This is a genomic window from Actibacterium sp. XHP0104, assembly GCF_025751515.1.
Classification (GTDB): Bacteria; Pseudomonadota; Alphaproteobacteria; order Rhodobacterales; family Rhodobacteraceae; genus Actibacterium_D.
In genome coordinates this window covers 255,698-268,789 of the sequence record NZ_JAOWLE010000002.1, presented here as the reverse complement: position 1 = coordinate 268,789, position 13,092 = coordinate 255,698, and the positions used below count along the sequence as shown (strand labels likewise).

The following is a 13,092-nucleotide window of genomic DNA, read 5'->3' as shown; positions in this document are numbered from 1 at the left end:
TCTTGCCAATTAGCCCGGTTCGGTGCGGTTGGCCATGAAAAATTCAGGCGGCGGCGCGGGTGACGGCCTCTAGCGCCTCGTCCAGCACATGCAGCCCGGCATCCGCGCCATGGCCTTTTTCCGACAGGATGCGCCGCCATTGCCGCGCGCCGGGGCGACCTGCGAACAGGCCCAGCATATGCCGCGTCACCTGATGCAGCTTGCCGCCCTCGTCCAGATGGGTGGCGATATAAGGCCGCATCTCATGCACCACCTGGTCGGGGGTCTTGCGACCGGGGATGCCGAAAATCTCTTCGTCTGCGCCCAACAGGATGTCGCTGGGGCTGTGATAGGCGGCGCGCCCGATCATGACGCCGTCCAGTCCGGCATCCAGCAGCGCGCGCGCCTGGGCCAGGCTCTCGATCCCGCCGTTGATCGAGATATGCAGATCAGGAAAGTCACGCTTCATCTGATGCACAAGATCGTAATCCAGCGGGGGGATATCGCGGTTTTCCTTGGGGCTGAGCCCTTGCAGCCAGGCCTTGCGCGCATGGATGGCAAAGCGGCTGACACCGGCGGCGCGGACGGTTTCAAGAAAGCGCGGCAGCACCTCTTGCGGGTCTTGCTCGTCAACACCGATGCGGCATTTCACCGTCACCTCGACGCTTGAGGCCGCGATCATTGCCGCCGCGCATTCGGCGACCAGCTCGGGCGTTTTCATCAGCACCGCGCCGAACGTGCCCGATTGCACCCGGTCGGACGGGCAACCGACATTCAGGTTCACCTCGTCATAGCCTTCGTCACAGCACATCATCGCCGCCTGCGCCAGCTCGGCCGGGTCCGATCCGCCCAACTGCACCGCGACCGGATGTTCAGACGGATCGAACCGCAGCAAATGCCGCGCCCCGCCACGTACCAGCGCGGGGGATGTCACCATTTCCGTATACAGCAGCGCCTGCGACGACATCAGCCGGTGCAGATAGCGGCAATGGCGGTCGGTCCAGTCCATCATCGGGGCGATGGAGAGTTTGGCATGCTGATGGATATGCATTTTCCGTGTCTTCCAGTATCGGCGAGATGCGTGTCCGCCGCGCGGGCGATGCATTCGGCCCCCCTATAGCGGATATATATGGCTGAGGGAAACCACCCGGCGCCTGGCATGGCCCGAGGATGCTGACCGGTGATCGGGGGGCATCAGGCCGGATCTTGGGGCGGATCGACGGCTTGCCAGTTCTCACCCATGGCAACCACGCAGGACGTGCCGTTGGCGTAGTTCTGAACCAGTGTCCATTCGCCGTTCGACGGGGTGATCCACACGGTCAACAGCGCATCTGGCCCGCGCATGCCCTGGCCGACCCTTGTTGCGCCCTGCGCGCGCAAAAGCTGCTGCTCCAGCCGCGCCGTGTCATCGCAGAACAAGTCCGAGATCGTCGCCCCGGCGGGCAACGGCACGGTCAAAGCCGCACAAATCGAAAGACTTACAAGCGGTTTCATACGCGCATCCTAGCATCCAAACCCACATTGCAACAGTTTTATGACGGCCCGCAGATCAGTTTCGTCGGGGCGGTTTGCCGTAGCGTGACTTCGTAAACCCGTTTCAAAACTGTCGTGTCCCCGTTGCATCCCGCCCGTATCTGCCTCTTCAGCACAGGGGGATCCGATGCTTGAAGTGAAGGCTTTGACAAAGCGCTTTGGCGAGAACATCGCCGTCGGAAATGCAAGCTTCTCGGTCGACAGGCCCAAGATGATCGGCATCATCGGTCGCTCGGGCGCGGGCAAGTCGACGCTGCTGCGGATGCTGAACCGTCTCAGTGATGCCAGCGAGGGCGAGATCTGGTTCGAGGGAACAGAGGTCACGGCGCTGCGTGGCCGGCAGCGGCGGCAATGGCAGTCGCGCTGTGCGATGATCTTTCAACAGTTCAACCTGGTTCCCCGCATGGATGTGGTATCGAACGTGCTGCATGGCACGCTGAACCGCCGCTCGACGCTGGCGACGATGTTCAACCTCTACCCGCAGGATGACATTCACAAGGCGATCGAGATCCTTGACCGGCTGGGCATCGCCGAGCAGGCGCCCAAACGCGCCGAGGCGCTTTCCGGCGGGCAGCAGCAGCGCGTCGCGATTGCCCGCGCGCTGATGCAAGACCCAAGCATCATTCTTGCGGACGAACCCATTGCCTCGCTTGACCCGATGAACGCCCAGATCGTGATGGAGGCCCTGCGCCGCATCCACGAGGAAGACGGACGCATGGTCATCGCGAACCTGCACACGCTTGATACCGCGCGGCGCTATTGCGACCGCGTGATCGGGATGCGCGACGGGCGCATCGTTTTCGATGGCACGCCCGAGCAGCTGACCACCGGCGTCGCCCGAGACATCTATGGCGCGGGGGCCGACTTTTCCGAAGCGGCCACATCCACCGCCATCGAGATGCTGGACAGGCAACCGCACAAGGCGGCCCCGGCCGTTGCGCTTGTCTGAGCCAGACACCCCCCGCCCCGGCGGGACTTCAACTTATCACCGAACCCTACGGAGAGACTGATGAAAAAGACCATTGCGCTGGCCCTGGCTGCCTCGACCGCCCTTTGCTCGGCTGCTTTTGCCGAAGAAAAGATCACCGAATTCCGCATAGGCATTCTTGGTGGCGAGAACGCCCAGGACCGTCTGAACAACAACGAATGCCTGGCCGACAAGATCACCGAGACGCTGCACGTTCCGGTCAAACTGTATGCCCCGGCCGATTACAACGGTGTCATTCAGGGCCTTCTGGGCGGCACCCTCGACCTGGCGCTGCTGGGCCCGTCGGGCTATGCCGCCGTGCATATCGCCGACCCGAACGCGGTGTCGCCGGTGGTGGTCAAGGTCAACACCGACGGCTCGATCGGCTATTACTCGATCGGTTTCGCCCGTGTCGACAGCGGCCTGACCAAGCTCGAAGATGTCAAGGGCAAGGTCTTTGGCTTTGGCGATCCCAACTCGACCTCGGGCTACCTGATCCCCTCGATCGAGATTCCCCAGATCACCGGCGCCTCGATGGAATCGGGTGACTATTTCGGCGAGGTCCGCTTTACCGGCGGCCACGAGCAGACCATCATCGCGGTCAGCAACGGCGATATCGATGCCGGCGTCACCTGGGCCGATGGCCAGGGCAACTGGGAAGACGGCTACAACTTTGGCGCCCTGCGCAAGGCGGTGGATGCCGGTCTGGTCGACATGAACGATCTGGTCGAGATCTGGCGCTCGAAGCTGATCCCCGGCGAGCCGATCGTGGTGCGCAACGCGCTGCCCGCCGACGTGCGCGCCAAGGTGACCGAAGTGCTGGACACCCTCGGCGAGACCGACCCCGAATGCGCCTACGGCGTGGCCGGTGGCGAGGTGCGCGGTTTCGACCCGATCACCCACGAGGCCTATATCTCGATCGTCGAGGCCCGCAAGGCCAAGATCGGCAGCTGATCCGATCCACACATTGTCGGCAGCCCCTTCAACGGGCTGCCGATTTCTATTGGAGGCAGCAGATGACTGACGCGACATTCGGCGCGACACCGGCCGGGCACACCGTCGAAGGCATACGTGCCGATTACATGGCGCAGGTACAGCGCCGCCGGCTGTATGGCGGGCTGACACTGATGATCTTTGTCATCCTGATGGTCTCGGGCTTTACGGTCGCCGACAGCCGCAATGCGGGTGGCTTTTGGGACGGGCTGAACCAGCTGGGCGATTACCCGGGCGAGGTTCTGGCCGAGGCCTGGGCGAACCGGGCCAATCTGCCCGCGCTGATCGTCAGGTTCCTGCCCGCGCTGATCGAAACGGTCAATATCGCGGCCGTTTCCACCCTTGTGGGTGCGGGGGCGGGGCTGGTGCTGTCGCTGCTGTCGACCCGCGGGCTGGCGCGCTGGCCGCGTCTGACCCCGCTCTTTCGGCGACTGATGGATATCATGCGCGCCATGCCCGAAATCGTGATCGCGCTGGTGCTGATCTTCGTGCTGGGCGGCGGCCCGGTGCCCGCCATGATCGCCATTGCCATCCATACGGCCGGCGCCCTGGGCAAGATGTATTCCGAGGTGGCCGAGAATGCCGATCTCAAGCCGGTCGAGGGGCTGACCTCTACCGGGGCCACCTGGGCGCAAAAGATGTGGCTGGGCGTCCTGCCGCAAGTGGCGCCCAACTATATCAGCTACAGCCTGCTGCGCTTTGAGATCAACATCCGCGCCTCGGCCATTCTGGGCTTTGTGGGCGCCGGCGGCCTGGGCTACGAGCTGCGCAATTCCATGTCCTGGGGCCTGGGCCGGTTCGACGAGGCGGCGGCGATCTTTCTCCTGCTTTTCGGCACGATCGTCCTGTTTGACCAGGTCTCGAGCCGCTATCGCAACCGTCTGACCGAGGGGCATGCCAAATGAGCACCGCCGAGCTGAGCCAGATGAAATCTGACGCGGATGCGCTTTTCCGGCGCAAGCGGATCTTTGCCTTTGCCCTGCCCGCGCTGGTTCTGGCCTATTTCGTCTATATCTTCTTCGCTTTCGACATTCCGGGCCTGATCAAGCGCGCGAACTGGGATAACGCGGTGACGCTGGCCTCGGACAGTTGGTCGTACAAGACCCATGTGACGCGCGACAACCGCACCGGCGAGACCGATGTCGTGATCGAGGGGGAACGCAAAGGCGCCTATCCCGAAGGCCAGCGCCCCGACTGGGTCACCGGCGACGACATCATCACCGTCGACCTTGGCGGCGACACCTTTGTCAGGCTCTTGCCCGACCGGCGCACAGAGATCGACATTCCGGGTTTCGGCATGATCGAGGCGCAGGCCAACGGCCGCCAGATCACCAGCAACCTGCCCGCCGACATTCCCGACTGGATCAACGCCTCGGACCGCCGCGTGGCGATCACACTGCCCGAGGGCCGGGTGGCCATCACCGGCTCAAAGACCGAAGTGTTCAACTATTTCCCGGGGTGGGAGCTGTTCTGGTTCACCTTCGACAGCCCCTATTACGGCCATGGCCTGACCGAGATCGTGTTCGGCCCGCGCATCGACCCCGCGCGCGCCAATATCGTGGGGGCCGTGTCGGACTGGTGGAACAATCCGATGTGGCTGCACAAGAACGTGGTCTGGGCCATCGGCGAGACGATCCTGATGGCCTTTTTGGGCACGATGGGCGCGGCACTGGTCGCGCTGCCGCTGGCCTTCATGGCGGCCAGGCGGTTTGCCCCGGTGATGATCATCCGGGCCGCCTCGCGCCGGCTGTTCGACTTTCTGCGCGGGGTGGATGCACTGATCTGGACGGTGGTCCTGTCGCGCGCCTTTGGCCCGGGGCCCCTGACCGGGGCGCTGGCGATCCTGATCACCGATACCGGCACATTTGGCAAAATCTTCTCCGAGGCGCTGGAAAATGTCGATGCAAAGCAGATCGAGGGCGTGGCCTCGACCGGCGCCAAGCCGTTGCAGCGCTATCGCTTTGGCGTGATCCCGCAGGTCGTGCCGATCCTGCTGGCGCAGATCCTCTATTTCCTCGAATCCAACACCCGCTCGGCCACCATCATCGGCGCCATCACCGGCGGCGGGATCGGCCTGTTGCTGACACAGGCGATCCAGACCCAAAAGGATTGGGAAGAGGTGGTCTATTACATCATCCTGATCGTCGGCGTGGTGATGGCCATGGACAGCTTCTCGGGCTGGCTGCGCGGCAAGCTTATCGGGCGCAAAGATTAAGATGCCGCGCCTGTCCCCCGATACCCCGTTCATCCATGACGGCTGCACCATCACCGACAGCCAGTTCGGCACCTATTGCGAGATCGGCGCAGGCAGCCGGATCGCGCATAGCTCGGTCGATGATTACAGCTATTGCGACCGCTACGCCGATATCGCCAATGCCAGCATCGGCAAGTTCTCCAATATCGCCAGCCATGTGCGGATCGGGGCCACCGATCACCCGCTCGAGACCGCGTCTTGCCACCATTTTCTCTATCGTTCCGAATATTACTGGGATGATGCCGAGGCCGACGATGCCTTTTTCGCGCGCCGCAAGGCCCGCCGCGCCCATATCGGCCACGACACCTGGATCGGGCATGCCGCGATGATCAAACCCGGCATCACCCTTGGCCACGGGGTGGTGGTTGCCTCGGGGGCGGTGGTGACAAAGGACGTGGCGCCCTACACCATCGTCGCGGGCAACCCGGCGCGCCCGCTGCGCGATCGCCAGCCGCCCGAGATCGCCGAGCGAATGATCCGGCTTGCCTGGTGGGACTGGCCGCATGACGCGCTGCGCGCGGCGCTCGACGATTTCCGCAGCCTCAGCGCCGGGGCCTTTCTCGATCGCTATGAGCGATAGCTCCGGGGGGTCACATCTCTAGCGTCAGGGTCACCCTGTCGCCTGCGAACCAGGTCCGCCCGTATTCGACCGGATGACCGCCCATGTCGACATTGACCCCGGTAGAGCGCAACAGCGGGTCGCCCTCGCGCAGATGCAGATGCAGGGCCTGGGTGACATCGGCCCTGACCGCCGTCAGGCGGGTCGAGGCGCGGGTGTAATCCGCCAGCCCGGCGCGGGCCAGCGCCTCGGTCACGCTGCTGGTCTCGGCCAGGAACCCGTCGATCCGGGGCGTGCGGTCCAGGGGAAAGACGCTCTCGAACACGGCGATCGGCGACCCGTCGGCCAGTGACAGCCCGTGATAGGCGCAGACGGGGTCACCCGGCGCGATCGACAAGGCCCGCGCCTCGCCCGGGGTTGCGGCCCGGCATTCGATACTCAGGCGGCGCTTTTCGGGCTTTCGGCCCGCCGCCAGCAGGTTTTCGTGAAACCGCACCCGCGCGCCGATCGGGTAATCCGTGGGCCGCGCGGCGACAAAGGCGCCGGCCCCGCGCCGTGTGCGCACCAGCCCGTCGTCGATCAGGGCCGAGAGCGCATGGCGCACCGTATGGCGATTGACACCAAAGCGGGCCGCCATCTGCGCCTCGGTCGGCAGCCGGTCACCGGGCAGGTATCGGCCCTCGGATATCTCGGCGCGCAGGGTCGTTGCGATGGCCTGCCAGACCGGGGTGCGCAGGGGTTGGGTGGGCGCATTGTCACTCAAAATTCACACTATCCCCGCTGCCTTGAGCCGATGAATCGGGTATAATCTGTCTAGTTGTATAGGAAATTGCAAAGTTGTCGAGATGAAAGACATGATCGACCAGAACGCGCCCCGCAAAGGCTGGATGGGGCTGATGGCAAAGGCGCCAGAGGGCCGGGTCGCTGCCCTGCTGGATCAGGCGACACAGCGCCCCGCCTTTACCTGGCTGCGCGCCCCCGAGGTGGGGACCGTCATGGTGCGGGGCCGCGCCGGTGGCACGGGCGCGCCCTTCAATATCGGCGAAGTCACCGTGACGCGCTGTGCGCTGACCCTGCCCGGCGGAGAGATCGGCCATGCCTATATTCAGGGCCGCAATAAGGCGGATGCCGAGGCGGCCGCGCTGATCGACGCCCTGATGCAGACCGATGCCGCCGACGCGCTGCGGCGCCAGGTTCTTGACCCTCTCGAGGCTGAACTCACGGCGCACAAGGCCCACCGCGCCGCCCGCGCCGCCGCCACGAAGGTCGATTTTTTCACCATGGTCCGGGGGGAAGACTGATGCAGGCCGAACGACTTGCCGGCGGTTTTTCAGAGCCGGCCACCCAGTCCTCTCATGCCTTTCGCATCGTGATGGAGGCCATGGCTCGCCCAGGCACAATCCGCCCGATCGCAGGGGCCAGGGCGCCGGCACCCCTTTCCGTTGCGGCGGGCACCGTGCTGTTGACGCTTTGTGACGGCGATACGCCGGTTCACCTGGCCGGCGAGGCCGATTGCGAGGCCGTGCGTGCCTGGCTGGCATTTCACACTGGCGCACCGGTTGTCGGCCCGTCGCAGGCGATGTTCGCGGTGGGCAGCTGGCAGGCACTTGGCCCGCTGTCGGCCTATGCCACGGGCACGCCGGATTATCCCGACCGCTCGGCCACGTTGATCGTGGAATGCCCCGACCTGCATCCCGCGGGCGCCACCCTGACCGGGCCGGGCATCCGCGATCAGGCGGCGCTGTCGCTGCCCGAAACGCGGGCCTTTCAGGAAAACCGGGCGCTGTTTCCGCTTGGGCTCGACTTCATTTTCACCAGCGGCGACCGGCTTGCGGCGCTGCCCCGATCGACCGAGGTGCGCTGATGTATGTCGCAGTCAAAGGCGGTGAACGCGCCATCCGCAACGCCCACGCCTGGCTGGCCGAAGAGCGGCGAGGCGACCGGTCGGTGGCCGAACTGTCCGTCGCCCAGATCCGCGAGCAGCTGAGCCTGGCGGTGAACCGGGTGATGGCCGAGGGCTCGCTCTATGATCCGGATCTGGCGGCGCTTGCGATCAAGCAGGCGCGCGGGGATCTGATCGAGGCGATCTTCCTGATCCGCGCCTATCGCACCACCCTGCCCCGGTTCGGCGCCTCTGCGCCGGTGGATACGGGCGCGATGGCCTGCGACCGGCGCATTTCGGCAACCTTCAAGGACCTGCCGGGCGGGCAGATCCTGGGGCCGACCTTCGATTACACGCACCGTCTGCTTGATTTCAAACTGGCCGCCGAGGGCGAGTTGCCCGAGGCCCCCGCGCGCGAGGCCAGCAATGAGGCCGTGCCCCATGTCACGGCGTTTCTCAACCGCGAGGGGCTGATCGAGGATGCGCCCTCTGACGACACCCCGCCCCCCGACCTGACCCGCGAGCCGCTGGAACTGCCCGCCGGGCGGGCGCTGCGGTTGCAGGCGCTGACGCGGGCGGATGAGGGCTTTACCCTGTCCATGGCCTATTCGACCCAGCGCGGCTATGCGCGCAACCACGCCTTTGTGGGCGAGCTGCGGATCGGCACCGTGCCGGTCGAGGTCGAGATCCCCGAGCTGGGTTTTGCCATCGAGATCGCCGAGATCACGGTGACCGAATGCGAAACGGTGAACCAGTTCAAGGGCTCGAAAACCGAACCGCCGCAGTTCACGCGCGGTTACGGGCTGGTCTTTGGTCAGACCGAGCGCAAGGCGATTTCAATGGCCCTGGTGGACCGGGCGCTGCGCTGGCAAGAGCTGGGCGAAGACAATGTCGGCGCGCCTGCGCAGGATGCCGAGTTCGTGCTCTACCACGCCGACAACATCCAGGCGACCGGGTTCCTCGAGCACATCAAGCTGCCGCATTACGTGGATTTCCAGTCCGAGCTGGAACTGGTGCGAAAGCTGCGCCGCGACGCGGGCACGGACCAGTGCAAGGTGGCGGCGGAATGAGACCCGCGGGCCGCGATACCGGCGGGGCCGCGCCCCGGCCGCTGTCCGATCGGGCGGGCCTAGCCTTGGCGGCGCCGCAGCGGAAAGTCGAAGATTCCGGTCTTGTTCGCGGTGTCCGAAAACCAACCGTCGGGCCCGACGATATCGTCCGGCAAAAGCCGTTCCAGACGCGGCAGGATCAGGAACAGGATCTGCTCGGTCACGATCCAAACCAACAGGGCGATCCCGCCCCCAATAACAACATCAAGCATCAGCGCGGCCATGACATCCCCCAGGTTTGCGGACTGCGTGTCTTTGCGCCGCATTAACCACAGCAGTGAGACAGTCTTGTGACACGGACATCGGAATACAACTTCGCCTATCTCGACGAACAGACCAAGCGGATGATCCGCCGCGCCATTCTCAAGGGGCTGGCGATCCCGGGGTATCAGGTGCCCTTTGCCAGCCGCGAGATGCCGATGCCCTATGGCTGGGGCACGGGCGGGGTGCAGGTCTCGGCCGCGGTGCTAACGCCGGATGACCGGTTCAAGGTGATCGACCAGGGCGCGGATGACACCACCAATGCCGTGTCGATCCGCAGCTTCTTTGAGCACACGGCGGGCGTGGCGACCACGACCGCCACCGCCGAGGCGACGGTGATCCAGACCCGCCACCGCATTCCCGAACTGCCGCTGCGCGAGGGCCAGGTTCTGGTCTATCAGGTGCCGATCCCCGAACCGCTGCGCTTTCTCGAACCGCGTGAAAGCGAGACGCGCAAGATGCACAGCCTCGAGGAATACGGGCTGATGCATGTCAAGCTTTACGAGGATATCAGCCGCCACGGCCATATCGCCACGTCCTATGCCTATCCGGTCAAGGTCGAAGGGCGCTATGTGATGGACCCTTCGCCCATCCCGAAATTCGACAATCCCAAACTGGGCGATTGCCCCGCCGTGCAGCTGTTCGGCGCCGGTCGCGAACAGCGCATTTACGCGCTGCCGCCCTATACGCAGGTGGTCAGCCTCGATTTCGAGGATCACCCGTTCGAGGCCAGCAAGGCCGATCACCCCTGCGGTCTGTGCGGGTCGGACAGCAGCTATCTCGACGAGGTGATCATCGATGATGCCGGCGGCCGGATGTTCGTGTGTTCTGACACCGATTATTGCGACGCCCGCCAGGCGCAGGGCCATCGCGGAAAGGATGCAGCATGACCCCCCTTCTTTCGGTGCAAGGCGTCAGCAAGCGCTATGGCACGCATATCGGCTGTGCGGATGTGTCCTTTGACCTGTGGCCGGGCGAGGTCATGGGCATCGTCGGCGAAAGCGGCTCTGGCAAGTCGACCCTGCTGAACTGCATGGCCGGGCATCTGGTGCCGGATACCGGTGCCGTGGTCTTTGACACCCGCGCCGACGGCCCGCGCGACACCGTCACCATGAGCGAACCCGAGCGCCGCATGCTTTCGCGCACCGACTGGGCCTTTGTGCATCAGCACGCCCGTGACGGGCTGCGCATGGGGGTCTCGGCGGGCGGCAATGTGGGCGAACGGCTGATGGCTGTGGGGGCGCGCCATTATGGCGATATCCGCGACAAGGCCACCGACTGGCTGGCGCGGGTCGAGATTGACGCCGCCCGGATCGACGACCGCCCGTCGACCTTTTCCGGCGGCATGCAGCAGCGTCTGCAAATCGCCCGAAACCTGGTGACCGGGCCGCGCCTGATCTTCATGGACGAACCCACCGGAGGGCTGGATGTCAGCGTTCAGGCCCGCCTCTTGGACCTGTTGCGCGGGCTGGTGCGCGACATGGGGCTGTCGGCGATCATCGTCACCCATGACCTGGCCGTGGTCCGCCTGCTTGCCGACCGCCTGATGGTGATGAAATCGGGCCATGTGGTCGAGGCCGGCCTGACCGATCAGGTGCTGGACGACCCTCAGCACGCCTATACCCAGCTTCTTGTCAGCTCTGTTTTGCAGGTGTGACCCGATGATCGAACTTTCCAATGTTTCCAAAACCTTCACCCTGCACAACCAGGGCAGCGCGGTGATCGAGGTGCTTCGTGGCGTCAACCTGCGCGTGGCGCCCGGCGAATGTATCGCGCTGACCGGGGCGTCGGGTGCGGGGAAATCGACGCTGATGCGGATGATCTATGGCAACTATCGCGCCCAGTCCGGGGTGATCCGGGTGGGCGATATCGACCTGACCCGGGCCGAGCCGCGCGACATCATCCGTATTCGCCGGCGCCAGCTGGGCTATGTCAGCCAGTTCCTGCGCGTGGTGCCCCGTGTGCCCACGCTGGATGTGGTGGCCGAACCGCTGCGCGCGGTCGGGGTCGGCCAGGACGAGGCCCGTGCCACCGCCCGGGCGCTGCTGACCCGGCTGAACATACCCCAAGGGCTGTGGCCGCTGTCGCCGACGACCTTTTCGGGCGGCGAGCAGCAACGCGTCAACATTGCGCGCGGCTTTGCCCATCCCTATCCGGCCATGCTGCTGGACGAGCCGACGGCCAGTCTGGACGCGGCCAATCGCGAGGTGGTGCTGGGGCTGATCGAGGCTGCCAAGGCACGGGGCGCGGCCATTATCGGCATCTTTCACGACGAGGCCGCCCGTGCCCGCGTCTGTGACCGCGAGGTCAACGTCAGCGACTTTACCCCGGAGCGCGCGGCATGAGCGCGGGGCGTCTGATCGCGGTGGTCGGCCCTTCGGGCGCGGGCAAGGACAGCGTGATGGCCGGCCTGAAGGCCGCCCTGCCCGGTCTGCGCCTTGTGCGCCGGACCATCACCCGCGCACGCGACCTGGGCGGCGAGGACCATGACGCCGTCACGCCAGAGGCCTTTCGCGCGGCGGCCCGCGCGGGGATGTTCTGTGTCCACTGGTCGGCGCATGGGCTGAACTATGGCATTCCCGCCGATGTGCTGACGGATACCCGGCGCGGCATCGACTGCCTTGCCAATTTCTCGCGCGGGGCGCTGGGGCAGGCGCAAACGGTGTTTCCCAACATGATCGTTCTGAACATCACCGCATCGCCGGAAACGCTTGCCCGGCGCCTGGCCGGGCGCGGGCGCGAAAGCGTGGCCGAGATTACCGCCCGCCTGGCGCGGGCCGGCTCGCCCCTGCCCGAGGGCTTGCAGGTGGTCAGCATCACCAATGACGGCGCCCTGGCCGATACGGTCTGCCGCGCGCTGAATGCGCTTCAGCCGGCGAGGGCGTAGCGGTGGATCTGCTCGAACCTGCCATCCGGCCGCTCGCCCACCAAGGCGACCTCGTCCAGCACAAAGGGCGTGGGCATGGCGGGCAGATGCGCCCTGGCCTGCCGGGCCCAATGGTCGATCTCGGCATCGGACAGCCGCCCGGTCAGGGTCATGTGAAAGCGGAACTCCTCCATCACGTAAGGATAGCCCCAGCGCTGCAAAAGCGCCTCGTGCCGGTCGGTCAGGGGGCTTTGCCGGCGGCGGGCCAGCTCTGCCGCGCCGGGCGGCGCGCGAAACCCGTCGATCGCCCGAACGCAATGGGCCGCGACCCGCGCGATCTCGGACGTGTCGCCCAGCGGCGTCAGCGCCAGAAAGCGGCCCAGCCGCGACAGGCCCAGCCCCTGGGCCCTGGCCGGTGCGCAAGCCGCCGCCATCCCGGCCACGGCCGCCCTCAGCCCCGCCAGATCGGTGCCATCCGCCAGCCGGAACGGCGGCTTGAGCGTGGCGTGAAACCCGTATTTGCGGGGTGTCATCGTCACGTCATCAAGACCGGGCACATCGGGGTGATCGACGGCCCTGCCCGACACCACGTCCCATCCCAGCCACGCCGCTCCGAAATCAGCCATCGCCCCCACCGGCGGCAGATAATAGATTGCAAAACGGGTAAATGACATGAACTCTCCTTTCGT

General features: G+C 65.5%; 17 protein-coding genes. 12 read left to right on the top strand and 5 right to left on the bottom strand.

Annotated elements, in window-relative coordinates; all coding sequences use genetic code 11:
- Nucleotides 1-43: 43 nt before the first annotated feature.
- Together dusA and OE856_RS05740 are read right to left on the bottom strand one after the other, a co-directional pair.
- The gene (gene dusA, locus OE856_RS05745; protein ID WP_263715096.1) at nucleotides 44-1,030 is read right to left on the bottom strand and encodes a tRNA dihydrouridine(20/20a) synthase DusA; all 987 of its coding nucleotides are present in this window, start codon (nucleotides 1,028-1,030) and stop codon (nucleotides 44-46) included.
- A gap of 143 nt (nucleotides 1,031-1,173) precedes the next feature.
- A complete protein-coding gene (locus OE856_RS05740) occupies nucleotides 1,174-1,473 on the bottom strand; it encodes a hypothetical protein (protein ID WP_263715095.1) in 300 nt (99 codons plus the stop codon).
- Between the two features lie 166 nt (nucleotides 1,474-1,639).
- On the opposite strand from OE856_RS05740, the gene phnC reads away from it, so the two are divergent.
- From phnC to OE856_RS05715, 5 genes are all read left to right on the top strand, one after another.
- The gene (gene phnC / locus OE856_RS05735; protein WP_263715094.1) at nucleotides 1,640-2,461 is read left to right on the top strand and encodes a phosphonate ABC transporter ATP-binding protein; all 822 of its coding nucleotides are present in this window, start codon (nucleotides 1,640-1,642) and stop codon (nucleotides 2,459-2,461) included.
- Nucleotides 2,462-2,521: 60 nt separating this feature from the next.
- On the top strand, nucleotides 2,522-3,433 hold the full coding sequence (phnD, locus tag OE856_RS05730) for a phosphonate ABC transporter substrate-binding protein (protein WP_263715093.1): 912 nt from the start codon (nucleotides 2,522-2,524) through the stop codon (nucleotides 3,431-3,433).
- A gap of 62 nt (nucleotides 3,434-3,495) precedes the next feature.
- Complete coding sequence (phnE, locus tag OE856_RS05725; RefSeq protein ID WP_263715092.1) at nucleotides 3,496-4,377, top strand: phosphonate ABC transporter, permease protein PhnE; 882 nt, start codon at nucleotides 3,496-3,498, stop codon at nucleotides 4,375-4,377.
- Entirely contained in the window at nucleotides 4,374-5,687 is a 1,314-nt protein-coding gene (gene phnE / locus OE856_RS05720) for a phosphonate ABC transporter, permease protein PhnE (RefSeq protein ID WP_263715091.1), read from the top strand. Before phnE (OE856_RS05725) ends, phnE (OE856_RS05720) begins: the two co-directional genes overlap by 4 nt.
- A gap of 1 nt (nucleotide 5,688) precedes the next feature.
- On the top strand, nucleotides 5,689-6,306 hold the full coding sequence (locus OE856_RS05715; RefSeq protein WP_263715090.1) for a DapH/DapD/GlmU-related protein: 618 nt from the start codon (nucleotides 5,689-5,691) through the stop codon (nucleotides 6,304-6,306).
- Nucleotides 6,307-6,316: 10 nt separating this feature from the next.
- Here OE856_RS05715 and phnF read toward each other — a convergent pair whose 3' ends face one another.
- Nucleotides 6,317-7,048 (bottom strand): phosphonate metabolism transcriptional regulator PhnF, encoded by a 732-nt coding sequence (phnF, locus tag OE856_RS05710; RefSeq protein WP_263715089.1) that lies wholly within the window; start codon nucleotides 7,046-7,048, stop codon nucleotides 6,317-6,319.
- 82 nt (nucleotides 7,049-7,130) lie between these two features.
- On the opposite strand from phnF, the gene phnG reads away from it, so the two are divergent.
- The 3 genes from phnG to OE856_RS05695 are packed head-to-tail and all read left to right on the top strand — an operon-like array spanning nucleotide 7,131 to nucleotide 9,237.
- Nucleotides 7,131-7,586, top strand: a complete 456-nt coding sequence (gene phnG / locus OE856_RS05705) for a phosphonate C-P lyase system protein PhnG (RefSeq protein ID WP_263715088.1) — start codon at nucleotides 7,131-7,133, stop codon at nucleotides 7,584-7,586.
- Entirely contained in the window at nucleotides 7,586-8,149 is a 564-nt protein-coding gene (gene phnH / locus OE856_RS05700; protein WP_263715087.1) for a phosphonate C-P lyase system protein PhnH, read from the top strand. Before phnG ends, phnH begins: the two co-directional genes overlap by 1 nt.
- Complete coding sequence (locus tag OE856_RS05695) at nucleotides 8,149-9,237, top strand: carbon-phosphorus lyase complex subunit PhnI (protein ID WP_263715086.1); 1,089 nt, start codon at nucleotides 8,149-8,151, stop codon at nucleotides 9,235-9,237. Before phnH ends, OE856_RS05695 begins: the two co-directional genes overlap by 1 nt.
- A gap of 59 nt (nucleotides 9,238-9,296) precedes the next feature.
- On the opposite strand, the gene OE856_RS05690 is transcribed toward OE856_RS05695, so the two are convergent.
- Nucleotides 9,297-9,500 (bottom strand): hypothetical protein, encoded by a 204-nt coding sequence (locus OE856_RS05690; protein ID WP_263715085.1) that lies wholly within the window; start codon nucleotides 9,498-9,500, stop codon nucleotides 9,297-9,299.
- Nucleotides 9,501-9,566: 66 nt separating this feature from the next.
- Here OE856_RS05690 and OE856_RS05685 point away from each other — a divergent pair, with 66 nt between their 5' ends.
- Genes OE856_RS05685 through phnN form a run of 4 tightly spaced genes read left to right on the top strand, consistent with a single transcriptional unit; the run spans nucleotide 9,567 to nucleotide 12,424 of the window.
- Complete coding sequence (locus tag OE856_RS05685; RefSeq protein ID WP_263715084.1) at nucleotides 9,567-10,427, top strand: alpha-D-ribose 1-methylphosphonate 5-phosphate C-P-lyase PhnJ; 861 nt, start codon at nucleotides 9,567-9,569, stop codon at nucleotides 10,425-10,427.
- Entirely contained in the window at nucleotides 10,424-11,194 is a 771-nt protein-coding gene (gene phnK, locus OE856_RS05680) for a phosphonate C-P lyase system protein PhnK (protein WP_263715083.1), read from the top strand. The genes OE856_RS05685 and phnK overlap by 4 nt, the downstream gene beginning before the upstream one ends.
- Before the next feature lie 4 nt (nucleotides 11,195-11,198).
- Complete coding sequence (phnL, locus tag OE856_RS05675) at nucleotides 11,199-11,882, top strand: phosphonate C-P lyase system protein PhnL (protein ID WP_263715082.1); 684 nt, start codon at nucleotides 11,199-11,201, stop codon at nucleotides 11,880-11,882.
- Nucleotides 11,879-12,424 carry a phosphonate metabolism protein/1,5-bisphosphokinase (PRPP-forming) PhnN gene (gene phnN / locus OE856_RS05670; RefSeq protein WP_263715081.1) on the top strand — a complete coding sequence of 182 codons (546 nt, stop codon included), beginning with the start codon at nucleotides 11,879-11,881 and terminating at the stop codon, nucleotides 12,422-12,424. Before phnL ends, phnN begins: the two co-directional genes overlap by 4 nt.
- On the opposite strand, the gene OE856_RS05665 is transcribed toward phnN, so the two are convergent.
- Entirely contained in the window at nucleotides 12,406-13,077 is a 672-nt protein-coding gene (locus tag OE856_RS05665; RefSeq protein ID WP_263715080.1) for a DUF1045 domain-containing protein, read from the bottom strand. The two genes, phnN and OE856_RS05665, sit on opposite strands and share 19 nt — an antisense overlap.
- Between the last annotated feature and the right edge of the window lie 15 nt (nucleotides 13,078-13,092).